Origin of the sequence: Actinoplanes sp. TBRC 11911 (assembly GCF_012933445.1) — a bacterium.
Taxonomy (GTDB): Bacteria; Actinomycetota; Actinomycetes; order Mycobacteriales; family Micromonosporaceae; genus Actinoplanes.
Genome location: NZ_JABBNC010000026.1, coordinates 108,135 through 133,240, shown reverse-complemented (window position 1 = coordinate 133,240; position 25,106 = coordinate 108,135). Strand labels below are relative to the sequence as shown.

General features: G+C 70.2%; 20 protein-coding genes. 12 read left to right on the top strand and 8 right to left on the bottom strand.

Translation table 11 applies throughout. The features are described from left to right. Nucleotide 1 precedes the first annotated feature (1 nt). Nucleotides 2-1,483: a GMC family oxidoreductase gene (locus HH310_RS29585; protein ID WP_169178966.1), complete on the top strand. Its 1,482-nt coding sequence runs from the start codon at nt 2-4 to the stop codon at nt 1,481-1,483. Here HH310_RS29585 and HH310_RS29580 read toward each other — a convergent pair. Then, nucleotides 1,428-2,771 (bottom strand): FAD-binding oxidoreductase, encoded by a 1,344-nt coding sequence (locus HH310_RS29580; protein WP_169178965.1) that lies wholly within the window; start codon nt 2,769-2,771, stop codon nt 1,428-1,430. The genes HH310_RS29585 and HH310_RS29580 overlap by 56 nt on opposite strands. Before the next feature lie 219 nt (nt 2,772-2,990). On the opposite strand from HH310_RS29580, the gene HH310_RS29575 reads away from it, so the two are divergent. Both HH310_RS29575 and HH310_RS29570 read left to right on the top strand, forming a co-directional pair. Beyond that, a complete protein-coding gene (locus HH310_RS29575) occupies nt 2,991-3,203 on the top strand; it encodes a hypothetical protein (protein WP_169178964.1) in 213 nt (70 codons plus the stop codon). Nucleotides 3,204-3,310: 107 nt separating this feature from the next. Continuing rightward, on the top strand, nt 3,311-5,158 hold the full coding sequence (locus HH310_RS29570) for an adenylyl cyclase (protein WP_211192764.1): 1,848 nt from the start codon (nt 3,311-3,313) through the stop codon (nt 5,156-5,158). Nucleotides 5,159-7,045: 1,887 nt separating this feature from the next. Here HH310_RS29570 and HH310_RS29565 read toward each other — a convergent pair. The 3 genes from HH310_RS29565 to HH310_RS29555 form a co-directional block, all read right to left on the bottom strand. Continuing rightward, on the bottom strand, nt 7,046-7,756 hold the full coding sequence (locus tag HH310_RS29565; RefSeq protein ID WP_169178962.1) for a MerR family transcriptional regulator: 711 nt from the start codon (nt 7,754-7,756) through the stop codon (nt 7,046-7,048). An 882-nt stretch (nt 7,757-8,638) separates the two neighbouring features. Beyond that, nucleotides 8,639-9,124: a MarR family winged helix-turn-helix transcriptional regulator gene (locus tag HH310_RS29560; protein WP_169178961.1), complete on the bottom strand. Its 486-nt coding sequence runs from the start codon at nt 9,122-9,124 to the stop codon at nt 8,639-8,641. Nucleotides 9,125-9,131: 7 nt separating this feature from the next. Then, nucleotides 9,132-9,320 carry a hypothetical protein gene (locus HH310_RS29555; RefSeq protein WP_169178960.1) on the bottom strand — a complete coding sequence of 63 codons (189 nt, stop codon included), beginning with the start codon at nt 9,318-9,320 and terminating at the stop codon, nt 9,132-9,134. A gap of 508 nt (nt 9,321-9,828) precedes the next feature. On the opposite strand from HH310_RS29555, the gene HH310_RS29550 reads away from it, so the two are divergent. After that, nucleotides 9,829-10,383: a putative glycolipid-binding domain-containing protein gene (locus HH310_RS29550; RefSeq protein WP_169178959.1), complete on the top strand. Its 555-nt coding sequence runs from the start codon at nt 9,829-9,831 to the stop codon at nt 10,381-10,383. On the opposite strand, the gene rho is transcribed toward HH310_RS29550, so the two are convergent. Further along, nucleotides 10,376-11,530 (bottom strand): transcription termination factor Rho, encoded by a 1,155-nt coding sequence (gene rho, locus HH310_RS29545; protein ID WP_169178958.1) that lies wholly within the window; start codon nt 11,528-11,530, stop codon nt 10,376-10,378. The genes HH310_RS29550 and rho overlap by 8 nt on opposite strands. A gap of 215 nt (nt 11,531-11,745) precedes the next feature. Between rho and HH310_RS29540 the strand changes: the two genes are divergently transcribed. Both HH310_RS29540 and HH310_RS29535 read left to right on the top strand, forming a co-directional pair. Beyond that, on the top strand, nt 11,746-12,603 hold the full coding sequence (locus tag HH310_RS29540; protein WP_169178987.1) for a hypothetical protein: 858 nt from the start codon (nt 11,746-11,748) through the stop codon (nt 12,601-12,603). Then, nucleotides 12,600-14,141: a hypothetical protein gene (locus HH310_RS29535; RefSeq protein WP_169178957.1), complete on the top strand. Its 1,542-nt coding sequence runs from the start codon at nt 12,600-12,602 to the stop codon at nt 14,139-14,141. Before HH310_RS29540 ends, HH310_RS29535 begins: the two co-directional genes overlap by 4 nt. Here the strand turns inward: HH310_RS29535 and HH310_RS29530 are convergent. Both HH310_RS29530 and HH310_RS29525 read right to left on the bottom strand, forming a co-directional pair. Beyond that, nucleotides 14,138-15,238 (bottom strand): glycosyltransferase, encoded by a 1,101-nt coding sequence (locus tag HH310_RS29530; RefSeq protein ID WP_248294532.1) that lies wholly within the window; start codon nt 15,236-15,238, stop codon nt 14,138-14,140. The genes HH310_RS29535 and HH310_RS29530 overlap by 4 nt on opposite strands. Then, nucleotides 15,231-16,202 (bottom strand): glycosyltransferase family 2 protein, encoded by a 972-nt coding sequence (locus tag HH310_RS29525; protein WP_169178956.1) that lies wholly within the window; start codon nt 16,200-16,202, stop codon nt 15,231-15,233. The genes HH310_RS29530 and HH310_RS29525 overlap by 8 nt, the downstream gene beginning before the upstream one ends. Before the next feature lie 200 nt (nt 16,203-16,402). Here HH310_RS29525 and HH310_RS29520 point away from each other — a divergent pair, with 200 nt between their 5' ends. The 3 genes from HH310_RS29520 (at nt 16,403) to HH310_RS29510 (ending at nt 19,399) form a co-directional block, all read left to right on the top strand. Further along, nucleotides 16,403-17,536 carry an LCP family protein gene (locus HH310_RS29520; protein ID WP_169178955.1) on the top strand — a complete coding sequence of 378 codons (1,134 nt, stop codon included), beginning with the start codon at nt 16,403-16,405 and terminating at the stop codon, nt 17,534-17,536. Between the two features lie 85 nt (nt 17,537-17,621). After that, nucleotides 17,622-18,479, top strand: coding sequence for an MEDS domain-containing protein (locus HH310_RS29515; RefSeq protein WP_169178954.1), 858 nt, complete (start codon nt 17,622-17,624; stop codon nt 18,477-18,479). Further along, nucleotides 18,476-19,399 carry a sensor histidine kinase gene (locus HH310_RS29510; RefSeq protein WP_312034402.1) on the top strand — a complete coding sequence of 308 codons (924 nt, stop codon included), beginning with the start codon at nt 18,476-18,478 and terminating at the stop codon, nt 19,397-19,399. The genes HH310_RS29515 and HH310_RS29510 overlap by 4 nt, the downstream gene beginning before the upstream one ends. A gap of 41 nt (nt 19,400-19,440) precedes the next feature. On the opposite strand, the gene HH310_RS29505 is transcribed toward HH310_RS29510, so the two are convergent. After that, complete coding sequence (locus tag HH310_RS29505) at nt 19,441-20,280, bottom strand: bifunctional 2-polyprenyl-6-hydroxyphenol methylase/3-demethylubiquinol 3-O-methyltransferase UbiG (protein WP_169178953.1); 840 nt, start codon at nt 20,278-20,280, stop codon at nt 19,441-19,443. Between the two features lie 177 nt (nt 20,281-20,457). Here HH310_RS29505 and chvE point away from each other — a divergent pair, with 177 nt between their 5' ends. The 3 genes from chvE to mmsB are packed head-to-tail and all read left to right on the top strand — an operon-like array spanning nt 20,458 to nt 24,364. Beyond that, nucleotides 20,458-21,588, top strand: coding sequence for a multiple monosaccharide ABC transporter substrate-binding protein (chvE, locus tag HH310_RS29500; RefSeq protein ID WP_169178952.1), 1,131 nt, complete (start codon nt 20,458-20,460; stop codon nt 21,586-21,588). Further along, a complete protein-coding gene (mmsA, locus tag HH310_RS29495) occupies nt 21,585-23,117 on the top strand; it encodes a multiple monosaccharide ABC transporter ATP-binding protein (RefSeq protein WP_169178951.1) in 1,533 nt (510 codons plus the stop codon). The genes chvE and mmsA overlap by 4 nt, the downstream gene beginning before the upstream one ends. After that, nucleotides 23,114-24,364, top strand: a complete 1,251-nt coding sequence (gene mmsB, locus HH310_RS29490; protein WP_312034401.1) for a multiple monosaccharide ABC transporter permease — start codon at nt 23,114-23,116, stop codon at nt 24,362-24,364. The genes mmsA and mmsB overlap by 4 nt, the downstream gene beginning before the upstream one ends. The last annotated feature ends 742 nt before the right edge of the window (nt 24,365-25,106 follow it).

Genomic DNA, 25,106 nt, shown 5'->3' with positions numbered 1-25,106 from the left:
AATGACTTACGACTACATCGTCGTCGGGTCCGGCAGCGCGGGCAGTGTGGTGGCCGCGCGGCTTTCCGAGGATCCGGACGTCACGGTTCTGCTGCTGGAGGCCGGGCCCGCGACCCGCCCGATCGAGAGCCAGGTGCCGCCGCGTTTCGTCGAACTGCTCGGGGGAGAGTTCGACTGGCGCTACACCACGGTGCCGCAGCCCGGAACCGGCGGGCGGGTGCATTTCTGGCCGCGCGGGAAACTGCTCGGCGGGACCGGAGCCATCAACGGGATGTCGTTCATCCGCGGCGATCGTGCGGTGTTCGACGATTGGGGCGAGGGATGGGCGTACGCGGATCTGCTGCCCTTCTTCAAACGCAGCGAGCACACCACCGGCCGTGATCCCTACTATCGCGGCACCGAAGGCCCGCTGCGGGTCGCGCCCCTTCCCGTACGCCATCCCGTCTCGCAGGCATTCTTCGACGCGGTCGTGGAAAGCGGCTTTCCGAGCACCGGCGATTTCAACGGCGCCGATCCGTACGGGGTCGGCTGGTACGACATGAACATCGTGGACGGAGCCCGGCAGAGCACCGCCGACGCGTACCTTCGCCCGGTCTTGAATCGCCCGAATCTCACCGTCATCCCGGAAGCCCTGGTGACCCGGCTGGTCATCGAGAACGGCCGGTGCGCAGGCGTCACCTACGACGAGGAATTCGTGCTCGCGGACCGGGAAGTCGTGCTCTGCGCCGGCACGGTCGGCTCCGCCCAGCTCCTGCTGCTGTCCGGGGTCGGCCCGGCCGCTGATCTGCGGGCCCTCGGCATTCCGGTGCACGCCGACCTGAGCGGAGTGGGCGCGCATCTGCACGACCACGTCATCACCAGCGTGGTGTACGCGGTCGACGAACCCGTTCCGGCCGGAGTGGGCAACCACAGCGAACTGGCCGCCCTGTTGCACGACGTCGTGCTCTATCCGACGCACGTGCCGCGCTCACCGGCCCTGGCCGAACCGCCCGCGCACGGCTTCAGCATCAACGTGTCCCTCGCCGTGCCGCACAGCCGGGGCACGCTGACCCTGGCCGGCCCCGACGTGCGGCAGCAACCCCTGATCGACCCGGGCTACCTCACCGACGAACGCGACGTCGACACCCTGGTCGACGGCCTGCTCCTGGCCCGGCGGGTCGGACGGGCCCGGGCCTTCGCACGGTTCAAGCCCACCGAGGTCACCCCGGTGGCCGGCGACGAGGGATGGCGGGACGTCGTCCGCCACGGCGCCGGCCCCCAGTTCCACCCGGTGGGCACCTGCCGCATCGGCGACGTCGTCGACACCCGGTTGCGTGTGCACGGCGTGACCGGGCTGCGCGTCGCGGACGCCTCCGTGATGCCGTCGGTGACCTCGATGAACCCGAACGCGACGGTGATCGCCATCGCCGAGCGCGCGGCCGAGATGATCAGGCGTCCGGAACCTGCCCCACCCGCAGCACGTGCGCCGGGTCGTAGCGCTTGACCACGTCCCGCAGGCGCGACAGGGTCACCTCGTCGTAGGAGCGGGCGATCCGCGCCGCGCCGGCCGCGGCCCCGATGTTCGGCAGGGCACCGCCGGTCGCCCAGGAGCCCAGCGCCTCACGAATCCGCGTCGCGTGCGACAGCACCTCGTCGCCGGGCAGCACGCCGACCGCGAACAGGTTGAACGCCGCGTCCCGGTGGCACAGCGCGCTCGGCTGCGCCGGGGCCGCGGCCAGCGCTCCGCCCATCTGGCGCAGCTCCACGATCACCTGCGGTGACCCGGAACCGGGGCCGGCCACCTCCAGCAGCGCGTCCACCGCCGCGGCCGGCAGCGCATGCAGCAGATCGGTCTCCTCGTGCACGGCGATGGGTTCCTCCGGGTCGGAGTGGACCATGCCGACCGCCGCGAACGGGATGGTCTGCACCGTGTCGATCAGCGGTGCGGCCGCCGCCCGCATCGGTGCGAGCGCCGCCTCACCCTGGTCGGCGGGACCGGTCCAGACGAAGCGGACCGCCACGGTGAACTTGCCGGCCAGCGGCGGCGGCACCCCGGGCAGCGGGGGCAGTTGCAGGAACGCGATCGAGGTGGTCGCCGTGTCCGGCAGCTCCGCGCACCAGGACGCCCACGCGTGGGTCACCCTCGCCGCGTCGGTCCCGTCGAAGTACAGCGCACCGGCGTACAGGCTGGGCTGGGAGACCAGGTCGAACTCGAGGGCCGTCACGATGCCGGCGGCCGCCTTCCCGCCGCGGATCGCCCAGAACAGGTCGGGATGCTCGCTGGCGGTGACCCGGCGCAGCTCGCCGTCGCCGGTGACGACCTCGGCGGCCCGGACCCGGTCGGCGGCCCAGCCGAACGTGCGGCCGACCGGGCTGAGCCCGCCGCCGGTCGTGTACCCGACCACGCCCACCGCCGGCGCGGAGCCGCACAGCCCGGCGAGCCCGTGCGGCGCGGCCGCGTCCAGGACCTGCTGCCAGCGCACGCCGGCGCCGACCCGGGCCCAGCCGTCCGGGTGCACCATGCAGCCGTCCAGGCGGCCGGTGTGCACGAGCAGGGCGCCGTCCATGGTGTCGGCGAGGCCGTGCCCGGTGGCCTGCACGGCGACCGGCAGCCCGGCGGAGGCGGCGAAGCGTACGGTCTCGACCACGTCGCGCGCGTCGAGCGCCTCGACCACCGCGGCCGGGGCGGGCTTGAGCCTGAGGTTGAACCCGGTGGCCAGCCGGTCGTACATCGGGTCGCCGCCGGCGGCGAACGTGCCGGCCAGGCGGCGGCTCAGGGCGTCGAAGGACATCGGATTTCCCTTCCGGAGGCGTGCGGGACTACGGCTCCCACTTACGTCCCCGCGATGCCCTCCACCAGGCTAAGTGCGATCGCGGCGCGGCGACACCTTTTCGTGCGGCGTGCGGCTATGGCCGGTCGTCCCTGTCGCGCGGGATCACCTTCGGTCTATCGTCGTCGCATGGGTGGTGTTCGCGGTAATCATCGGGATAACGAGCCACCCCCCGCCGTCGTGCCCCGACCCCGTAACCAGGGCCCGGCCGACCGGTTCACGGTGGGCGACCGCAACGGCGGCGGCGAGCTGTCCGGCGGCCCGCGCACCGGCGGCGCCTGGGTGAACTGCTTCCTCGGCACCGGCGTCACGGTCCGGATCAGCGCGCAGGAGGCCGAGGAGTTCGGTCTGTGGCTGATCGAGTGCGCCCGGGCGAGCCGACAGGCCCGTTAGGACTTTCGGGCAAGGTCTGCCGCTCCTTCTTGACATGCGCGTGCGTCTATAGCTTTCTGTGATCCGGATCTATGGACCTGTGCTGTCCAGGAAAGGACCGGTTCCGCATGATGAAACGCCTCCTCGCGGTGGTGCTCGCGGTCGCCACCGTGGGCGCGCTGACCACGGGGACTCCCGCTTCGGCGTCGTCTTCTTTCTCGTCGTCTTCTTTCTCGCCGCCTTCGCCTTCCCTCGGCCCGAACGTGACCATCTTCGACCCGAGCATGCCCGTCGCCGACATCCAGGCGAAACTCGACGCCACCTGGGCCAAACAGGTCGACAACGAGATGGGCACCGACCGGTACGCCTTCCTGTTCAAGCCCGGCACCTACGGCACGGACGCGCACCCCCTGCAGGTCAAGGTGGGCTACTACACCGAGATCGCCGGCCTCGGCGCCAACCCCGGCGACGTGGTGATCAACGGCAAGGTGGAGGTCTACAACCGCTGCACCGAGGGCGGCGGCACCAGCAACTGCCTCGCGCTGGTGAACTTCTGGCGCACGATCGCGAACCTGACCATCCACGTCAACGCGCTCGGCCAGGACGGCTGCCGGTCCACCGCGAACTTCTGGGCGGTCTCGCAGGCCGTCTCGATGCGCCGGGTCAACGTCACCAACGGCACGCTGTCGCTGATGGACTACTGCACGGCCGGTCCCCAGTACGCTTCCGGGGGCTTCATCGCCGACTCCACGCTGCCCTCGGTCACCAACGGCTCGCAGCAGCAGTGGCTGACCCGTAACAGCAGTGTCGCGTCATGGTCGAACGGCGTGTGGAACCAGGTGTTCGCCGGGGTTTCGGGCGCGCCCGACGAGTCAGCGTTCCCGAATCCGCCTTACACGACGCTGGCGACAAACCCGACATCTCGCGAAAAGCCGTATTTGTTCGTTGACGGTGCGGGCAAGTGGAATGTCCGGGCGCCTTCGGCGGCACACAACACCAGCGGCGTCTCGTACGCGAACGGCATGACCCCCGGCCGTACGCTTCCGCTCAGCTCGTTCTTCGTGGCCAAGCCCTCCGATCCGGAGTGGCTGATCAACGCGAACCTGTTGCTGGGCAAGAACCTGCTGCTCACCCCCGGTGTGTACAACATCGACCAGAGCCTCGTCGTGCTGCACCCGAACCAGGTCGTCCTGGGCCTCGGCCACGCCACGCTGACCGCGGTCAACGGTGCCACCCCGCTGAAGGTCGCGTCGGTGCCCGGCGTGATCGTGGCCGGGGTGACCATCGACGCCGGCCTCAAGGAATCGAAGGTGCTGCTGCAGGTCGGCCTCACCCGCGGCGGGATCTCCTCGGCGGCCAACCCGACCACGCTCAACGACGTCTACTTCCGCGTCGGCGGCCCGCACGTCGGCAAGACCGACACCGCGTTACAGGTGAACAGCGACAACGTGCTCATCGACCACACCTGGGTGTGGCGCGCCGACCACGGCGTCGAGGGCTTCACCGACACCCAGCGCTGGAACACCAACACCGGCCGCTACGGCGCCGTCATCAACGGCGACAACGTGACCGCGACGGGCCTGTTCGTCGAGCACTTCCAGAAGTACAACACGGTCTGGAACGGCAACGGCGGCACGACCATCCTCTACCAGAACGAGCTCCCGTACGACCCGCCCACGCAGGCCGACTGGATGAACGGCTCGGTCGAGGGCTACGCCGGCTACAAGGTCGGCGACAAGGTCAAGACCCACTCCCTGTACGGCGCCGGCGTCTACGTGTTCAACCAGAACAACCCGGCGATCCACACCGAGAACGGCTTCGAGGTCCCGTCCCGCCCCGGCGTCAAGCTGCACCACATCATGACCGTCAACTTGAGCGCCGGCGTCATCGACCACGTGGTCAACGGCGTAGGCGAGGCCGCCGACACGACAAAGGTGGGCGCCCCGGTCTTCATCACCGACTACCCAGCGTCGTAGCAACACATCTGGCGGGGGCTGGGCCGGCTTCCCGGCCCAGCCCCCGGCCACCGGCAGCCCCTTGGTGGGCTCGAGCGGCGCCCGGGCCGTTCCTGCTTTCGGGCCGTCCGGGAGGGGCGGGACTGCCATGCCGTGTGATGTCGGCAGGCAGACAAGGAAAGCCTGTTGCGTCCCGTCCACAATGTGTAACTGTTCAGCTGGTTCCGTCGGCCGCGAGTCCCCGTGCGAGGCGACGCCGCCAGGCCCGGGCAGGTCCCTGCTGCCCACAGTGGCCGCCCCACCCGGGCGTGGGGAGCCGCGACGCCGACGAGGTTGCGGTTGCCCACACCGCAGCCACCCCCACCCCCGTGTGGGCGGTCGCGACGCCGAGGAGGTTGCGGTTCCGCACACCGCAGCCACCCCCACCCCCGTGTGGGCAGTCGCGACGCCGAGGAGGTTGCGGTTCCCCACACTGCAGCCACCCCCACCCCCGTGTGGGCAGCCGCCGCGACCGGAAGGTCCCGGCTCCCCACAGCGACGGTCCGCGCAGGTCCGCCGCGCATGGCCAACTCATCGGAGGGTGAGCGGCGCGAGAAACAGCTGAACAGTTCCACAATGTGGTCGTTGCGATCACATCGCGGGTTGCGACGTGACCTTGGAGAGTTGCGCCCATATTCGAGCCATAACTCTCCAAGGTTCACGTGAGACCGTCGAAAGCGCTCGAACAAAAGCCACATAGCGTGAGGAAAGATCGTCTACATTGGAGGATCGTCCCACATAACGGACGCCGTGCCACGATGTGGTCGCCCGTCCCGGACAACGGACACTCGTCCCACATTGTGGACGTCGCGTGGCCGATAGCTCATCGGACCGAGCCCTGGCATCACCAGCGGCGAGCGTGGCCAGGCAGTGACTGTCCAGGATGAGCGTTCCCCCGGAGGCGGCGGCCAGCGGCCCGTGCGCAGTATCCGCCCAACGGGGAGCCGCCCCGCGGCTCGCCCACCGCGGCGTCGTGGTGCTCGGTGCCGGGGCGGACAGGCGGCGCCGGCGACCATCGGCCACCAGATGGCCCGCGGCGCGCGCCCGCATTGGCCGAACGACCGTTCTCCGGGCCCAACCGCCATACGGGCGCAAGCTCAGCCCGATGTCCGTGACGAAAGAAGATCCCGTTATCCGGTCGTGAGACCCGAGGTTCCGCGCGGGGTTGCGCTGGGGGCGGGGCATCCATGGTCGGACGGTTGAAGTCGGCAGGCAGATCTGCAGTTTCCCCGGCTCGGCCGTGGTGGGCGGGCGCCAGGGTCCATGCCCCGCCCGCTGACGCCGGCTGATGACTTGCGCGTTAAGCAGCCTCGCGGTAGGTGGTGGCAGGTGGGCCCGGGGTTCGCATCCGCTCGTTGACGCAGGCAGACGGCTTGCGCGTTGGGGAACCTCGCCGCGGGTGGTGCCAGGTGGGCTCGGGGTCCGCGGTCCGCTCGTTGACGTGGGAAACCTCGCCGTCTTGAGCGTTCCGCAGCCTGGCCGTAAGTAGCGGCGGCCACCCTGCGAGTCCGCGGTCCGCCCGTTGACGTCGGCTGACAGGCTCGCGAGTTTCAGCAGCTCGGCCCGTTGACACTGGAAGGCGGCCGGGCAGTCTTCGCGGCGCAACATTTGACGCTGGTGGACAGCGCTCGGGTCCTGCGGTGTGGAGATGGCCTGGTTGCGGCCTCCTCGGCTCAGCCGTTGACGTGGGCGGGTGGTGAGGCCGCGCCGCGCGGCTTGATCGTTCGGTGGCGGGACGGGTCGGCGGGCTGTGCGTTTAGCGGTTGACGTGGGCGGTCTCGCCGCGCTGTGCGCCTTGGCCGTTGACGGCGGTGGGCGGGGTCGGCGGGCTGTGCGCTTGGTCGTTGACGTGGGGCGGGGGTCGGCGGGCTATGCGGCCCAGCCGTTGACGGTGGCGAGCATAGCCTCGTAGCGGTGGCGGCGCGGGTCGAGGACGGCGGAGTCCCAGTCTTTGCGTTGCGGGCCGGTGATGGCTAACCGCGAGGTCGGGATGCCGCTCTCGGCGAGAATCTCGGCGGACTGTCGCATCGTGCGGCGGAAGTCGGGGTCGCGGGTCAGTTCGGCCAACTGGGCGTAGGCGTCCTGCTGTTCCGGTTCGGGCTCGGCGGGCAGCACCGGGGTCATGGACCGCCGGATCCCCTCGAAACCTGGGTCGCCGAGGCCCTCGAAAACGTGGTCCAGGAACTCGCGGATCTGTGTCGTGCGTTCCGCTTCGTCGGCGCGGTGCATCAGCGTCATCTCCTCGGTGCTCGTGGCTCGGCCGGCCATCTCGGTCAGGATCGCGTGGCGGCGTTGCAGGGTGCCGATCTGAATGGCGAGGGCGTCGGCGTGCGCTTTCGCGACGTCGGCGAGCGCGGCCTGACGGTCGACGATCCGCCGCACGGTGGACAGCCCGATCCCCAGGTCACGCAGTGTCTTGACCAGCTCGACCCGAGCGACGGCGTCGTCGTCGTAGCGGCGGTTACCGCCGCTGGTGCGGGCGATGGGCGAGAGCAGCCCCCGATCCGACCAGTTCCTGATCGTCTTGACGGTGAGGCTGGTGCGACGCGCCACGTCCCCGATCGAGTAGAGCTCGTTCATGGGGTAAACCTTGCCGCCTCCCCCAGGGGGAGAAGCAAGTCGCGGGGGGCGTGCCAGATGCCGGGCCATCCGTCTGCCGGATGCCGCAAGACACGTGCAGGGCTGGGCAACATGTGTTGAGTCAGGAGTGTGCACGAGGGCTGTGCCGAGGCGGCGGCCGGGCTGGGCGATGGCGGCCGCACGACGCATCCCGGCCTGGGCGACGTGTGTCGAGCTAGGAGCGTGCGCCGGTGTGGGGCCGGCTCGGGATGGGGCCCGCGCGACACGTGCCGGGCGATGTGGGCCGGGCCGGGCGGTGGGGGCCGGGCCGGGCGGTGGGGGCCGTGCCGGGCGGTGGGGGCCGTGCCGGGCGTAGGGGCCGTGCCGGGCGTAGGGGCCGTGCCGGGCGTAGGGGCCGTGCCGGGCGTAGGGGCCGTGCCGGGCGTAGGGGCCGTGCCGGGCGATGAGGGCCGGGCCGTTCGTGGGGGGCCGTGCCGGGCGGTGGGGCCCGGGCCGGGCGGCGGGGCGGGTGCCTCCTGGCGGGATAAGCACCCGCCCCGGCGCCCATTGTTCAGCAGACAGGACGCCGCCTGCCAGATACCAACGGTTTGAGCGATCCTGCCCACCCGGCCAGCCGGTCGGCAAGCCCGGTCTCTCGGCAGAGCAGCCGATCCGAAGAAACTAGGTTCCTAGGATGCTCAAGGTGGAGTGACCACGGCCGCGCAGGAGACGGTGCGAGCCAGCCATTCGATCTCTGAAGCGCGCACTGGGATCGACATGTCGAATCTGCCCAGGCGGATTCCCGACCGCCCCACGCCGGCGCCGCGACGTCCCGGATTCACCCGCGAAGCGGGGCGCGGGTCAGGCCTGCTGCTCGGATTCGCCCGCGAAGCGGGGCGCCGGTCAGGCCGGCTGCTCGGACGGGGCGTTCTCGGTCCAGCCCAGCCACCAACCCTGGTCGGGCATCTCGCCGGCGGCCTCGGCGAACGACGTCAGGGCCGTGATCACCTCGGGCTTCCAGAGGTCGGGGGTGGCCGCCACCAGGTGTTCCACGTCCGTCCGGCGACGGGTCACCACCTGCGACACCACGTCGTGGCCGGCGTGGGTCAGGCGCAGGCGGACCACGCGGCGGTTCTCGGCGGGGCGGACGCGGCGGACCAGGCCCTTGCGGACCAGCCGGTCGCACATGCGGGTGGCCGTCGACGGGTTCACCTGGAGCTCGTCGGCGATGTCGGCGCTGCGCTGCGGGCCCCGTACGGCGATCACGATCATCGCGCGGAACTGGGGGAGGGTGACGTCGCCGTCGATCGCGGCCAGGGAGCGGGCGGTGAGGCCGACGAAGGCGCGGCTCGCGAGCAGCAGGGCCTGGACCGCGTCGGGCGAGCTCATCCGGACATCATTTCACCGGATCGTGGCCGGTCAGCCACTCGCGGACCTGGGGATCGGTGGTGGTGAGGCGGTCGGCTTCCTCGCCGGCGGTGCAGGTCAGCATGGCGACGGTGACGGCCTCGCCGAGCTCGCCCACGACACGCAGGACCCCGCCGCTGTCGACCCAGCGTTGCAGCACCCTCAGTTCGTCGGCCATACCCGATACTGCACCTCCGGCAATGTCTGGCGTAAATCATTGCACAGTGCAATCGTGAGGGGGACACACCGGCGGAAACAGGGGTCACGGTAAGCGGCACGAACTGGCATAAAGCACGCCCGTGCCCAGCCGGACGGCTCGGGATCGGGTAGCACGGAGGCAAGCGCCACCAACGGCGCAGGACAGGAGACTCGGCTTGAGGACGACGACGTCACAGGCCGCGGGCGAACCGACGCCGGGCCCACAGGCCACGACAACGGCTTCGCCGGGCGCAGCGGCCACGAGCGAACAGATGCCAGGCCCACCGGCCACCGACGTGCGGACGCCAGGCCCACCGGCCACCGACGTGCGGACGCCAGGCCCACCGGCCACCGACGTGCGGACGCCAGGCCCACAGGCCGCAGGCGCACGGACGCCAGACGCACAGGCCGCAGGCGTACGGACGCCGGACACGGAAAATCGAAGCGGCACCGCGAAACCGAACACCCCAGAAGGTACGGCCGTACGGATGCCGGCTGAACCCAGGGTCTGGCAGCGCACCGACACCGTCGGCACCGAGCTGGTCATCCCGGACGGGGACAACCGCGTCTCCGGCACGGCGGTCGTCTCCGGCCCCAAGCCGTACGCGACGAGGTGGCAGGTGTGGCTGTCCGACGACCACGCCGTACGGGCTCTGGAAGTCGTCTGCGAAGGGCACGGCTGGCGGCGCGAGCTGCGGTTGTCGAGCGACGGATGCCGTACGCAGGCGACGGGTGACCTCGACGCACCGGAACCGGGCCTGGCCGATCCTTCCCGCCTGGCCGGTGCGGTGATCCGGCTGGCCGCGTCGCCGGTGTTCCTGAGCTGGGCGATGCGCGCTCTGCAACTAGAGTCCGGCGAAAAGACCGCGCCGACCGCCCTGGTGCTGACCCCATCGTTGACGGTCGTCGTCGGCGAGTCGCGCTACCAGCGGCTGGGTGATCACCGGCTGCGGGTGAGCGGTGACGAGCCCGCGGCGACCTACGACCTGGACGGCGACGGGATGGTCACCTACCAGCCGGGGAGGTTGCGCGGCGTCAGGTGAGCCGGCGCAGGAACTCCAGGTTGGAGCGGGTGCCGCGCAACTGCTCGAGGAGCTGGCGCATGGTGGCGACGCGGTCCGGGCCGCCGGACAGGGCGCGGCGCAGCTGGGTGACGACCGCGCGCTCGGCGGGGGCGAGCAGGGTCTCGTCGTGCCGGGTGCCGGTCGTGGCCAGGTCGATCGCGGGGTAGATGCGGGCCTCGGCAAGCGAACGGTCCAGTTTGAGCTCGGCGTTGCCGGTGCTCTTGAACTCTTCGAAGATCAGTGTGTCCATCGCGGAGCCGTTCTCCACCAGGGCGGTCGCGATGATCGTGAGGGAGCCGCCGTCCTCGATGTTGCGGGCGGCGCCGAGCAGGCGCTTCGGCGGGTACAGCGCGGTGGAGTCCAGCCCGCCGGTCAGGGTGCGGCCGCGGCCGGCGGTCACCAGGTTGTACGCCCGTCCGAGCCGGGTGATCGAGTCGAGCAGCAGCACCACGTCCTCGCCCTGTTCGACGAGGCGCTTCGCGCGTTCGACGGCGAGCTCGGCCAGCGCGGTGTGCTCCTGCGGCGGCCGGTCGAAGGTGGCCGCGATGACCTCGCCGTGGACGGTGCGCCGCATGTCGGTGACCTCTTCGGGTCGTTCGTCGACGAGCACCACCATCAGGTGGACTTCCGGGTTGTTGGTGGCCAGCGCGTTCGCGATCTTCTGCAGCACGATCGTCTTGCCGGCCTTGGGCGGTGCGACGACGAGCGCGCGCTGCCCCTTGCCGAACGGCATCAGCAGGTCGATGACGCGGGTGGTGAGGTCGCCGGGGTCGTTCTCCAGGCGCAGCCGCTCCTGCGGGTAGAGCGGGGTCAGCTCGTAGAAGTCCGGTCGCCGGTACCCGGGTGCGCGACCGTTGACCGCCTCGACGCGCAGGCTGGCGTACTTGCCGCCGAGCCGGGCGAAGCCGGTGACCCGGTCGCCGCGGCGCAGCCCGTGCCGGCGCACCTCGGCGGTGTGCACGGCGATGTCACCGGGGCCGGGCAGGTAGCCGTCGGCGCGCAGCCACGCGCGGTCGTCGACGATGTCGAGCAGGGCGTCGACGGCGACATCGGCGGGCTCCTGCGAAGGCGTACGGGAACGAGGGGTTTGGGATCTTGGAGATGTGCGGGTGGCAAGGGTTGTCATGAGGGACTCCTCAGAAGCCCGGGCGCGCGCGGAGGCGTACGCCCGGTGATGTGAAAAACGGCGTGTGAGCCGAGCAGGGGTTGCCGGGGGCGGGAAAGAAGCCCGCCTGCATCCGGGAACCGGAACTGCGACCAACATAGCACCCTCGCCAAAGATCTCCCCGGCCGGACACCTGCTGTTCGCTTTCCGGACGTTTCCGCGGTATGGAATTCGGCGTGCACCACGCGAACCACTACTACGGCCATTCCCACGTGCTCGCCCGCTACTGCGGCCTGGACGACGAGGACCCGCCACGCATCCAGGGATATCTCCAGCACGGCTGGAACATCGGCGACGGGCTCGCTCCCGATCACGAGTTCACCCCGGGCGTGCCGAAGTTCGTCTGGTCGGAACGGGTGCGCCGGCGGGCGTGGGCGCTGGGCCGGCGTGAGGTGTACGTGACGGGTGCCCCCTGGGCATACCTGGTGGCGATGGAACCGGAACCGGCCGGGCCGCGGGAGGGCACCATCTTCTACCCGTTCCACGGCTGGGAGGGTCAGCACATCCTCGGTGATCACGACGTGCTGATCGACGAGATCCGCGACACCGAGACCGGGCCGGTGACGATCTGCCTGTACTGGCAGGAGTTCGGCGACAAGAAGGTGCGCCAGCGCTACGAGCGGGCCGGGTTCCGGGTGATCTGTCACGGGTACCGCGGCGGGCAGTGGAAGGACCTCGACGGCGCGTTCCTGTACCGTCAACTCGCTGAGCAGCGCCGGCATTCCCGGGTGGCGTCCAACAGGCTGTGCAGCGCGGTGTTCTACGGCGCGCTGGCCGGGTGCGAGCCCGCCGTGTACGGGGATCCGATGCGCCTGGAGGGGGAAAAGTCGGCGTTCGGCGGGCAGGCCCGGATCGAACGCGAGTGGGCGCCGATGCACGGCAAACGGGTCGATGTCGAGGCGGCCCGGGCGATCGCGGTGCAGGAGCTGGGGGCGGATCGGCTGCTGCCGCCCGCCGAGTTGCGCCGGGTGTTCGGCTGGCCGATGCCGCGCAGCGTCGAGGACGCGGAGCTGACCGGGGTGCTGGCGCGATGACGGTGACATTGATCGGCGGCGAGATGCCGCTGTGGTCCGATCTGGACGCGACCCACGGACCGGCTCCGGCGGGCGGGGCGGCGTTGCGGCCGCTTCTGGGTGCGGTTTTCGGCCGTACGCTGGTGGCCGGGCCCCATGATCCGGAGCTGATCGCGGCGTTGCCGGTCGACGACGTGACGGTGCTGGTGCGCAGCGAGTCGGACGCGGCTGTGCTGGATCGGTATGCCGTTTTGTGCGGGAGCTTGGACAAAGTGCCGGCGGTGGCGGCGTATGACACCGTGGTGGCGCTGGACGGGCTTGATCGGCTGATCTCGGCGGAGGCGCCGGACCGGTCGTGGGACGAGGTCCTGTCGATGGTGGCCGCGCTGGTGCGGCCCGGTGGGCGGTTGCTGCTGGCGGTGGAGAACCCGTTCGGGTTGCATCGGCTGGTAACGCTGCCGGGTGAGTTGTCGGATGCGGACTGGGTGGTCGCGGAGGGTCCGGGCGGGCCCGAGGTGTTGCGGGGGCGGCTCGCCGCTGCCGGGCTGACAGTGGTGCATGATTTCGCGACATATCCGGATATGCGGCTGTCGGAAGGCGAGGTCAGTCCGTCGCAAGCCGGCGACCGGTGGACTCGCGATTCGTTGGCCGGCGCTCCGGCGGCCGGCGGCCGGCGCTCACTCCCCGCCGAAATCTCGCTTTTAAGCGACTCTTTCGCGAAAAATCGGGATTTGTCCGGGTTCGTTGAGGCGCGACTCAGCGCCGCCATGACGGCCGCGAAGGACGTGCTGGCCGACCCGCGCCGGCTCGCGACCGGCGCCGCCCGCGCCGGCCTGGTATCCGAGCTGGCCCCCGGCTGGATCGTCCTGGCCGGTAAAGGCCAGGCTGCCGAGGCACGCACCGCGATATGGCCCGATGCGATAACTGTCGTGGACGGCGCGGTCCGCGAGATCCGGCTGCCCGACCCGAGCCTGCCCCGCGGCCGCACGCTCGAAGACCTGCTCCTGACCGCCTGCCGCCGCCGCGACCTGCCGGCCGTGCGGGAGCTGCTGACCGCCTGGCTGTCCGGCCCCGCCGCCGGGGTGCCGGCCGGGCAGATCGTCGTGGACGCCGCGGGCCGCCATGCCGGGCTCACCCCGGCCGCGGATCCCCTCGTCACGCTGCGCGAGTTCGCCGCCGACGTGATCCGCGGCGGCTACGCCGACCTGTGGCCGGCCCCCATCGGCGAGGCCGAGCTGACCGCCCTGCTCGCCGGGATGACCGGTCGCGAGCTGGAGCCCGCCGACGTCCCGGCCGCCGCCGGGCCGCGGGCGGCGGAGAGTGTCCGCGAGCTGACCACCGAACGTGACCGCCTCGCGAAGGAGCTGGCCGAGGCACGGGCGAAGCACGAGTGGTACGAGTCCATGCTGCGCAACCGTGAGGCCGAGCTCAAGCGCGTCCGGCAGATCAACAAGGTGCTCAAGGCGACGATGCCGGGGCGGGCCGCGACCAGCCTGTACGGCGGTCTGCGGGCCGGCAAGCGAGCGGTCCGGGGCGTGGTCAAGAAGGCGAAGGGCTAGGCGGTCACCTCGTCGTACAGGTCCTCCAGGCCCCGGCTCTGCTTGCGCACGTCGAAACGGGCCATGGCCTGCTCGCGCGCCTGCTTGCCGAACCGCTCCCGCAGCGGCTCGTCGGCCAGCAGGCGCGTCAGGCCCGCGGCCAGCGCCGGGCGGTCGCCCTCGGCGCCCAGCAGGCCGGTCTCGCCGTCGGTCACCGCCTCCGGGATGCCGCTGTGCCGGGTCGACACCACCGGCAGGCCCAGCGCGGCCGCCTCCACGATCGTCGTGGGCAGGCCCTCGGTGTCGCCGTCGGCCGCCGTCCGCGACGGGGCGGCCAGGATGCGGGAGGCGCCGAGCAGGCGGTACACCTCGTCGGGCGGCAGCGAACCCCGGAACGTCGCGTCCACCCGCAGCGCCGCCGCCGACGCGCGCACCTGGGGTAGCAGCGGGCCGTCGCCGATGAACAACGCCCGCACCGGCCGGTCCATCGTGGACAGGGCGGCGACCAGGTCGTCCGCGCCCTTCTTCTCGACGAAGCGGCCCACGAACACGACGTCCCATTCTTTCGACGCCTCGGGTGTCGACGAGGGGATCGGCACGCCCGTGTAGTGCACCCGCACCTTCGCGGGGTCGGCGCCCCAGCGGATCGCCTTCTCCCGGATCACCTCGGACACCGCGATCACCGCGGCCGCCCGCTGGAACATGGCGCGCAGGTTGCGGCGGTAGCGCATGCCCTTCGCGCCGGGCGTGGCCGGCTGGCGGGTCACGTCGTGGCCGTGCACGGTGACGACCAGCGGAATGCCGAGGCGCTGCGCCGAGCCGCTGATCAGCCAGCCGTCGCCGCCGAAGTGGGCGTGTACCAGCTTCGCCCGTTGCGCGGCCAGCAGCCGCAGCAGCTGCGGTGACTGCCCGGTCAGGCGCAGGCGCAGGAAGGCCCGCCGGTCGGCCTCGGACGGGTACGCGATGACGTCGCCGGCGCGGGCGATGTCCGACTCGACCTTGGTGGCGCCCAGGTAGGCGGGCCGCCAGCGGGTGAGCGAGTCGGCCTGGTTGCGGATGAACGTCTCCGAGCCGGACAGCATGGCGCTGCGCCAGATGACGACGGCAGGCTCAGACATCGGCAGCACTGGACGAAGGCGACGACGCGGACGCGCTCCGGCCGACGATCTTGTCGCGGAGGCGCGCGCGCAGCGCCGGCGGCAGCGCCCAGATCTGCAGGAACGTCACGTAGTCGATCGCCCCGGGATGCCCGTGGCCGCGGGCCTCGTCCAGCAGCTCCCGGAACACCTTGCCACTACGCGTCGGCGCGGCCATCGAGCTCAGCACGCTCATCGTGAACGCCGCGTACGCGCGGGGCGTGAACAACTCCCGATTGTGCCGCAGCCAGTCGAGCTGTTCCTCCCACGGGTTCTGCAGGCTGATACGTTCCCGATTCTCGTCCTGGTGCCACAGCACGAGCGGCTCCGGGACGTACAGGAGCTCGACGTCGTCATGGCGGACGGCCCGCAGCGTCCAGTCCAGCTCCTGCTGGCGGCGCAGGCCGACGGTGAACGGCACCCGCAGCAACAGCGAGGTGGGCGCCATGATCGTGGAGGTCTGGATGAAGCCGTCGCCGTAGAACAGGCCGCGGCGCATCGTCAGATACTCGCTGAGCGGCTCATCCGGCTCGGGGAGGCGGCGCGGCATCACGGTGTCGGCGCGCGGCGTGCGGCTGATCATGCGGGTGGCGATGATCGGGGACGCCTTGGTGGCCTGCGCGGCCATCGCCAGCTGGGTCTCGATCTTGGCGGGCAGCCACTCGTCGTCGTCGTCGAGCAGGGCGGTCCAGCGGCCCCGGGCGTTGCGCGCGCCCTGGTTGCGGGCGTTCGGGGCCTTGCCCTGCTCGCTCAGCTCGATCACCCGGACCCGGTCGTCGCCGATGCCCGACAGTGCGTCGAGGGTGACGCCGTCGGGGCCGTCCACCACGACGACCACCTCGAGGTCACCGAACGTCTGGGCGAGAGCGCTGGCCACCGCGCGGGCGGCCAGTTCCGGGCGGTTGCGCGTCGGGATGACGACGCTGACCTCCGGTGATGGGGACATTTCGACCTGCTTAACCGTCGGAGAACCAGGGTGATCGTCTGGGCACGGTAGGGCGGTCCGGAGGCGTACGGGTTAATTCGAGGCAGACGCCGGGGGCCGCTCAGTCGCCTGACAGGAAAATCTCACCGAAATCTCACCGGCCCGACGCAGGCTTACCGGCGGTCGATGCCGTTATTACAAAAGACCAGGGGGGAGACGACATGCCGAAGCGCCGACACCGCCGATGGGCCCGGTGGCTCACCGTCATGGGCGCCGTCGTGCTGATCGTCGCGGGCGCCGGGGTCGTGGTGTTCGAGGCCACCGTCGGCGCGGCCACCCGCTCGGTGAAGCAGCAGAGCCTGCTCGGCAGCTCCGACCCGGCGACCGCGCACGCCACCGTCTCGGGCGCCAAGAACATCCTGCTCGTCGGCATCGACCAGCGGCCCAACGCGGCGGCCGGCACCGCGATCCGCTCCGACTCGATCATCCTGTTGCACATCCCGGCCGACCACAAAAGCGGGTACCTGATCTCGCTGCCCCGCGACAGCTACGTCTCCATCCCGGCCTACAACAACGGCGTGACCTCGTACGCCGGCGGGAAGAACAAGATCAACGCGGCGTTCTCGTTCGGCGGCCGGGGGCTCACCGGCGCGCAACAGCTGTCGCACGGCTTCGAGTTGCTCTCGCTGACCGTCAAGAAGCTCACCGGCATCACCCCGGACGCCGGCGCGATCATCGACTTCCAGGGTTTCCAGCAGGTCGTCAACGTGCTCGGCCAGGTCTGCATGTATGTGGACGAGGACACCACCTCGATCCACATCGGGCACACCGCGGACGGCAAGCAGGCCGCGCCCTACGCGATCAACCCGGACGGCACCATCAACCACAAGATCGCCGGCGTCACGCCGAACTTCTACGCCAAGGGCAACCACTGCTTCACCCCTGCCCAGGCCCTCGATTTCGTACGCCAGCGCGACCTGCTCGCCAACCACGACGGCGACTACGGCCGGCAGCGCCACCAGCAGCAGTTCCTCAAGGCGGTGCTGCAGCAGGCCGAACACGACGGGCTGAGCTCGCCGACCAAGCTGCCTGGCCTGATCAGCTCGATCGGCAAGACCATGACGGTGGACACCGGCGGCATCTCGATCACCGACTGGGCGTTCGCGATGCGCGGGCTCAACCCCTCCGGACTCGTGACGATCAAGACGAACGACGGCAAGTTCAACAGCCGGTCCGTGCCCGGCGTCGGCAGCGTGCAGATCCTCAGCCCGACCAGCCTGGACCTGCTGCACGCGGCCCGCACCGACACGGTCGGGCAGTTCGTCACCGCTCATCCCACTTGGGCGTCGTCCTAATCACCTGGACGGGTAACGCCACGAGGCCCCCCGCACGCGTACGGTGAAGGGCAATTCCAACCGGGCGTGCGAAGGGGGTACTCCGGTGTCCGGGTCGGCGCTGCTCGATCGGGTGACACCCGGAGATCACGTGTGCTGGGTCGTCGACGATGATCGCGTCCGCGCGGACACCATCGCGAGCTTCTTCATCGCCGGGCTGCGCGCACGCCACCGGGTGATCTACAGCGGCGACCAACCCGAGCTGGTGCTCGCCGCGTTGCGCGCGCGGGGGGCCGACCCGGCCGAGCCGCTGCGCACGGGCTCGCTGGTGGCCGACGTCCCCGAGTCCAGCTACCTCGCGGCCGGCTATTTCGACCCCGAGGCCGTCCTGGCCGGCTGGGCCGCCGAACGCGAACGCGCCCGCAGCGAGGGCTACCTCGGGATGCGCGTCGTCGGCGACATGTCCTGGGCCCGGCGCGACATTCCGGGCGCCGACCGCCTCGCCTGGTACGAGACCATGGTCAACACGATCATCAGCGACGGTTTCGTGGCCGGCGTCTGCGCCTACGACCGGCGCGTGTTCGAGGCCCTCGACCTGCGCGAGTTCATGTGGACCCACCAGGGCGCCGCGGCCACCGGCATGCCGTACGACCCGGCCACCTCGCTGCGCGTGCGACGCGTCCCGGCCGGGCTCGTCCTGTCCGGCGAGGCCGACCGCTCCAACCGCACCGCCCTCGCCGCCGTGGTCGACCAGCTCTTCGACGACGTCGGCGACGACGAACGCGAGATGGTCATCGACGTCAGCGAGCTGCGGTTCGCCGACACCGCGGTCGCCCGCATCCTGGTCCAGGCGGCGCACCACGGCCGGGTGCGGGTGGTGGGCTGCTCGCCGGCCCTGCGCCGGCTGCTGGGCTTCACCGGCGCCGCCGAGGCACCGGGCCTCACGGTGGACGGGGGCGTGTGACGACGGAGCCGTTCGAGCATCCCGGTCTGCTGTACCGCGGCAGCGCCGACTACCTCGCGGCCACCACGACGTTCGTCCGGGACGCGCTCGAGGCGGGCCGCCCGGTCCTGGTCGCGGTGCCCGCCGCGAACCTCGACCTGCTCCGCGGCGCGCTCGTCGACGACGGCTGGCGGATCACGTTCGCCGACATGGCGGTCGCCGGCCGCAACCCCGGGCGCATCCTGCCGAGGGTGCTGCTCGACTTCGCCGGCCGCCACCGCGGGTACCGGGCGGCGATCATCGGGGAACCGGTGTGGGCCGCCCGCACCCCGCTCGAACTGGACGCCTGCGCCATCCACGAGGCCCTGATCAACGCGGTCTTCGCCGGCCGCGACGCGACAATCCTTTGCCCGTACGCCGTGAGCACCCTGCGGCCCGCGGCGATCCTGAACGCGTGGCGCACCCACCCGCAGATCCTCGACGGCGGGGTGTTGCGGCGCAGCACGTCCTACGTGGACCCGCTGACCACGGCCGACGACCTCGACGTGCCGCTGCCGCCGGTGCCGGAGTACGCGAAGGAGCGTGTCGTCGACGACCGGGCGGACCTGCCCCGACTGCGCGCGTTCGTGCGGCAGGCGGCCGGCACGATGCTGTCGCCGGACCGCCTCGACGACCTGGTCATGGCCGCGAACGAGCTGGTCACCAATACGCTGCGGCACACCCGCGGCGGCGGCCGGATCGCCGTCTGGCCCGAGTCCGGCGTGCTGGTCTGCCAGGTCGACGACGCCGGCCCGTCGCCCGGCCCGCTGGCCGGCCGGGTGCCGCTGCCACCGGACGACACCGGCGGCCGCGGCCTGCTGCTCGTCAACGACCTGTGCGACCTGGTCCGCCTGCACCGCCACCCGGCCGGCACGTCGGTCCGCGTCCACGTGGCCACCTGAGGCGCCACGCCGGTGCCGGCCCCCGCCGACGTGACCCGCGCTCAGTCCGCCTTCGACGCCGTGACCGCGTACAGCAGGGGGATCCTCGGAGCGTCGTCCGGCAGCCGCCAGAACCCCTCGGACGCGGGGACCATGTGCGGCCAGCGCCGCCACGGCAGCTCGTCGCTCTCGCGCACCGACCGGATCGACAGCCCGGCGCGGGCCAGCGCGGTCACCACCTCGCCCAGCCCGTGCGCCCACTCGTAACTCGTCGTCGCCCGCTTCAGCGCCGGCCCGTCGGTGTACGTCCACGTCGCGTCGATCTCCCGGACGCCCCGGCCGGCCAGATAGTCGTGCCGCAGCACCAGGCTCCGGTCGTCGGCGAAAAGTGAACCGGACACGACGCCGAGAGCGACCAGCATCGGGTGGAACTCCACGATCGAGACGATCCCGCCGGGGCGCAGCAGGGACGCCACCGTCGCCGCCCAACGGTCCAGATCGGGCAAATAGCAGAGAGCGCCCTTACCGGTGTAGACCACATCGAACTGGCGGCCATCGAGCGCTTCGGCGGCGTCGTACACGTTCGCGCGTACGAAATCGATCGCCAGGTTTTGACCCTCCGCGATGCGCCGGGCCTCGGCGATCGCGGCACCCGACAGATCGAGACCGGTCACCGAGCGGGCGCCGCGCTTGGCGAACGCCGCCGTCTCGGTGCCCAGGTGGCACTGCAGGTGCAGCACGTCGCGGCCGGTAAGGTCGCCGAGATCGTCCCACTCGTACGCGGCGAACCAGCTCTCCGCGTCCCGGCCGTAGAAGTGACTGGCGGCGTGGATCGGGGTGCGCTCGTCCCAGTTGCGCTCGATGGCGTCGAACTGCCGGCGAGTGGTGTCGTCAAAGCTCATATCTCTATCAAAGCCGGGGCCTGTTACCGATAACAATTCGGCGTCTGATCTGGTCGTAGAGGTCACGGTCGAACTTTTCCCCGACGTGTCAACAACGTTACCGGAACCTGTTGACACCCGACGTTGTTAGCGTTCACACTCGACGCCACGTCGCCCCCGACAAAGGAGTTATGCGCGATGAGATTCTCCCGGATGGGGGCCGTGGCCTCCGCCGTCGTCCTTACCGCCGCACTGGCCGCTTGCGGCTCGAGCGAGAAGACCGCCGACAAGGCGGCCGGCGCCACCGACAACAAGGGCGCTCTGATCGGTGTCACCATGCCGACCCGTTCCTCGGAGCGCTGGATCAGCGACGGTGACAACCTCAAGAAGCAGCTCGAGGGCCTCGGCTACAAGGTGGACCTGCAGTACGCCGAGAACGACATCCCCACGCAGACCCAGCAGCTGGACAACCAGATCACCAAGGGTGCCAAGCTGCTGATCATCGCGTCGATCGACGGCACCGCGATCACCACGCAGCTCGACAACGCGAAGCAGAACAACATTCCGGTCATCGCCTACGACCGGCTGATCCGCAACAGCCCCAACGTGGACTACTACGCCACCTTCGACAACGCCAAGGTGGGCGTGCAGCAGGCGACCTCGCTGCTGACCGGCCTCAAGGTGCTGAACGCGGACGGTTCCAAGGGCACCGCGAAGGGCCCGTTCAACGTGGAGCTGTTCGCCGGCTCGCCGGACGACAACAACGCGACGTTCTTCTTCAACGGCGCGATGACGGTGCTCAAGCCGTTCATCGACGACGGCACGATCGTGGTCAAGAGCAAGCAGACCGACTTCAAGACCATCGCGATCCTGCGCTGGGACCCGGCCACCGCGCAGAAGCGCATGGAGGACCTGCTGACCTCCACGTACAAGGGCGGCGCCAAGGTGCAGGGCGTGCTGTCCCCGTACGACGGCCTCTCGATCGGTATTCTCTCGGCGCTCAAGAGCAACGGCTACGGCACCGCCGCGAACCCGTACCCGATCGTCACCGGCCAGGACGCCGAGCTCGCCTCGGTCAAGTCGATCATCGCGGGTGAGCAGTACTCGACCGTCTACAAGGACACCCGGCAGCTCGCCGAGACCACGGTGAAGATGGCCGACGCGGTGCTCAAGGGTGGCAAGCCCGAGGTCAACAACACGACGGACTACAACAACGGCAACAAGGTCGTCCCGTCGATGCTGCTGCAGTCGGTCGTCGTCGACAAGTCGAACTACAAGAAGGAACTCGTCGACGGCGGGTACTACACCGAGGCCCAGCTCGGCTCATGAGTGAGGCCATCCTCCGCATGCGGGGCATCTCCAAGACGTTCCCTGGTGTGAAAGCACTGCAGGACGTCAACCTGGAGGTGCTCCGCGGCGAGATCCACGCGATCTGCGGGGAGAACGGCGCCGGAAAGTCCACCCTGATGAAGGTGCTTTCCGGCGTCTACCCGCACGGCGACTACGACGGCGAGATCAGCTTCGACGGCGAGGAGTGCCGGTTCGCCGGCATCCGCGACAGCGAGAAGCGCGGCATCGTGATCATCCATCAGGAGCTCGCGCTCGCGCCGAACCTGTCCATCGCGGAGAACATCTTCCTCGGCAACGAGCGCGCCAAGCGCGGCTTCATCGACTGGAACCGCACCAACGCGGCCGCCGCCGACCTGCTGCGCCGCGTCGGCCTGCGCGAGAACCCGGTCACCCAGGTCCTCGACCTCGGCGTCGGCAAGCAGCAGCTCGTGGAGATCGCGAAGGCGCTCTCCAAGGAGGTGCGGCTGCTCATCCTCGACGAGCCCACCGCGGCGCTCAACGACGACGACTCGGCGCACCTGCTGAACCTGCTGCGCGGCCTGCGCGACGAGGGCATCACCTGCGTGATCATCTCGCACAAGCTCAACGAGGTGCTGGAGGTCGCCGACCGGGTGACGATCCTGCGCGACGGCCGCACGATCACCACGCTGCCCTCCGAGGGCCTCACCGAGGACAAGATCATCTCGGGGATGGTGGGCCGGGACCTGGACAACCGGTTCCCGCCGCACGAGCCGACGATCGGCGAGGAGATCCTGCGCGTCGAGAACTGGACCGTGCACAGCCCCACCCAGCACGGCCGGATCCTGGTCGACGACGCCAGCTTCACGCTGCGCCGCGGCGAGATCGTCGGGCTGGCCGGGCTGATGGGCGCCGGGCGCACCGAGCTCGCGATGAGCATCTTCGGCCGGGCCTACGGCACCGGCATCTCCGGCCGGGTCTTCAAGGACGGCAAGGAGATCAGGTTGCGGTCGGTGCGCGAGGCCATCGAGCACGGCATCGCGTACGCCACGGAGGACCGCAAACGTTACGGCCTGAACCTGATCGAGGACATCAAGCGCAACGTCTCGGCCTCCGCGCTCGGCAAACTGGCGCACCGCGGCTGGGTCGACGACAACGAGGAATACAAGGTCGCCGAGGAGTACCGCAGGAGCCTGAACATCAAGGCGCCCAGCGTCATGAGCGTCACGGGCAAGCTCTCCGGCGGCAACCAGCAGAAGGTCGTGCTATCCAAGTGGATCTTCACGGATCCGGACGTGCTGATCCTCGACGAGCCGACCCGGGGCATCGACGTCGGCGCCAAGTACGAGATCTACACGATCATCAATCGGCTCGCCGACCAGGGCAAGGCCGTGCTGCTCATCTCCAGCGAGCTGCCCGAGCTGCTCGGGCTCTGCGACCGGGTCTACACCCTCTCGGCCGGGCGGATCACCGGTGAGGTGCCGCGCGCCGAAGCCACCCAGGAGGGCCTGATGACCCTCATGACCGCCGGACAGGAGGCACGCAAGTGAGCCTCGCACCCACCAACGCCGACGTCGCCGTCACGGTGACACCATCGCCGGCCCCGAGCGATGGCGGCAGCGGCCGCTTCAACATCAATCTGCGGCAGAGTGGCATCTACATCGCGTTCGCCGGGATCGTGGTGCTGTTCACGATCCTCACCGGCGGCGACATGCTCGCGCCGCAGAACATCAGCAACATCATCGTCCAGAACTCCTACATCCTGATCCTCGCGATCGGGATGATCCTGGTGATCATCGCGGGCCACATCGACCTGTCGGTCGGCTCCATCGTGGCCGCCAGCGGCGCGGTCTCCGCGGTGCTCATGGTCGACCACCACGTCGCGTGGCCGCTTGCCGTGCTCATCACGCTGATCGCGGGCGCGATCATCGGGGCGTGGCAGGGCTACTGGGTGGCGTACTTCGGCATTCCCGCCTTCATCGTCACGCTGGCGGGCATGCTGCTGTTCCGGGCGATCACGCTGATGATCCTGGGCAACCGGGGGATCGGCCCGTTCCCCGACGACGTCCGGACGTTGGCCAACGGGTTCTCTTCTGGATATTTTGGAAATGTCGGGCTTGGGGCTTTGGGTGGGGCCGATCTGTTCAGCTTGCTGATCGGTCTCGTCGCGGTGGCCGGCATCGTGGTGACGCAGTGGCGTTCCCGCGCCGGCCGGATCCGCTACGGCCAGACCGCCGACTCGCTGCCACTGTTCATCGGCAAGATCGCGGTCGCCTCCCTGGTCCTGATGTTCGTGATCGTCCAGCTCGCCCGGTTCCGCAACCTGCCCTGGGTGCTGGTGCTGCTCGCGATCCTGGTCCTGGGCTACACGGTGCTGGCCAACCGCTCGGTGTTCGGCCGCCAGATCTACGCGGTCGGCGGCAACCTGCAGGCGGCGACCCTGTCCGGCGTGAAGGTCAAGTCGGTCGTCTTCTGGATCTTCGTGAACATGGGCGTGCTGTCCGCGCTCGCCGGCATCATCTTCGCCGGCCGCCTCAACCAGGCCAACCCGACGGCCGGCAACCAGTTCGAACTCGACGCGATCGCGGCGGCCTTCATCGGCGGCGCGGCGGTGCAGGGCGGCGTCGGCAAGGTCGCGGGTGCGATCACCGGTGGCCTGATCATGGGCGTCATCAACAACGGCATGAGCCTCATCGGTGCGCCTAGTGAGCAGGTCATGCTGGTCAAGGGCGCGGTGCTGCTCGCCGCGGTCGCCTTCGACATCTGGACGAAGCGGCGCGCGGGCGCGAGTCGCTGACGCCCCCCGACGTGAGGCCGCCGTGTTCTGTCCCAGGAGGCACGGCGGCCTCACCCATTTCCCCGTACGAGGCAGCACCCCCGCCCGGCCTCGCCTCGATCCGCCTCGTACCGCCTCGACCCACCCGCCGTGCGTCGGCCCGCCGTGCGTCGGCCCGCCGTGCGTCGGCCCGCCGTGCGTCGGCCCGCCGTGCGTCGACCCGCCCTGCGTCGACCCGCCCTGCGTCGGTCCGCCCCGCGTCGGCCCGCGTCCACAACGGCTGCAACGGCGCTTCCGCGCGACGGCGGCTTCCGCGGGATGACGCTTCCGCGGGATGACGCTTCCTGGTCGGGATCGGCTTGTTGATTGCGGCTGTGACTCTCTCGCGCATTGACGGTTCGGGGCGGGGTTGCCTTACGCAGACCGTGCGGCCAGGCGTTTCTCTCCGGCGGGCGGACCTCGATGGTGGGTCATGTGACGAACCGCGCCGCTCGCGCTCAGCGCCTCACGCTCCGGCGGTGGCTCACCTACCGCTGGCTGCCGGGCATGTCTGAGCGGCCACCTCCCGATTTCCGCGCCGAAGAATCGCGCTGCGGCGCCTCGCCTGTCCATCCCACTATGTGGCGATCCCGACCACATTCTGGATTTGCTGGAGACCTTGGAGACTTACGCCCACATGCGAGCCATAAGTCTCCAAGGTCTACGAAACGTCGGGGAAAGCCGTCGGACAAGGGGGATGAAGGCGGCAGAAAGATACTCCACT

Bases quoted from the DNA above. Each gene is read 5' to 3' on its own strand.
- rho (WP_169178958.1), bottom strand. From the start codon at position 11,530: ATGACAACCCTTGCCACCCGCACATCTCCAAGATCCCAAACCCCTCGT.
- HH310_RS29570 (WP_211192764.1), top strand. From the start codon at position 3,311: ATGATGAAACGCCTCCTCGCGGTGGTGCTCGCGGTCGCCACCGTGGGC.
- HH310_RS29585 (WP_169178966.1), top strand. From the start codon at position 2: ATGACTTACGACTACATCGTCGTCGGGTCCGGCAGCGCGGGCAGTGTG.
- HH310_RS29560 (WP_169178961.1), bottom strand. From the start codon at position 9,124: ATGAGCTCGCCCGACGCGGTCCAGGCCCTGCTGCTCGCGAGCCGCGCC.
- HH310_RS29550 (WP_169178959.1), top strand. From the start codon at position 9,829: ATGCCGGCTGAACCCAGGGTCTGGCAGCGCACCGACACCGTCGGCACC.
- HH310_RS29555 (WP_169178960.1), bottom strand. From the start codon at position 9,320: ATGGCCGACGAACTGAGGGTGCTGCAACGCTGGGTCGACAGCGGCGGG.
- HH310_RS29530 (WP_248294532.1), bottom strand. From the start codon at position 15,238: ATGTCTGAGCCTGCCGTCGTCATCTGGCGCAGCGCCATGCTGTCCGGC.
- HH310_RS29505 (WP_169178953.1), bottom strand. From the start codon at position 20,280: ATGAGCTTTGACGACACCACTCGCCGGCAGTTCGACGCCATCGAGCGC.
- mmsA (WP_169178951.1), top strand. From the start codon at position 21,585: ATGAGTGAGGCCATCCTCCGCATGCGGGGCATCTCCAAGACGTTCCCT.
- HH310_RS29580 (WP_169178965.1), bottom strand. From the start codon at position 2,771: ATGTCCTTCGACGCCCTGAGCCGCCGCCTGGCCGGCACGTTCGCCGCC.
- chvE (WP_169178952.1), top strand. From the start codon at position 20,458: ATGAGATTCTCCCGGATGGGGGCCGTGGCCTCCGCCGTCGTCCTTACC.
- HH310_RS29525 (WP_169178956.1), bottom strand. From the start codon at position 16,202: ATGTCCCCATCACCGGAGGTCAGCGTCGTCATCCCGACGCGCAACCGC.
- HH310_RS29535 (WP_169178957.1), top strand. From the start codon at position 12,600: ATGACGGTGACATTGATCGGCGGCGAGATGCCGCTGTGGTCCGATCTG.
- HH310_RS29565 (WP_169178962.1), bottom strand. From the start codon at position 7,756: ATGAACGAGCTCTACTCGATCGGGGACGTGGCGCGTCGCACCAGCCTC.
- HH310_RS29520 (WP_169178955.1), top strand. From the start codon at position 16,403: ATGCCGAAGCGCCGACACCGCCGATGGGCCCGGTGGCTCACCGTCATG.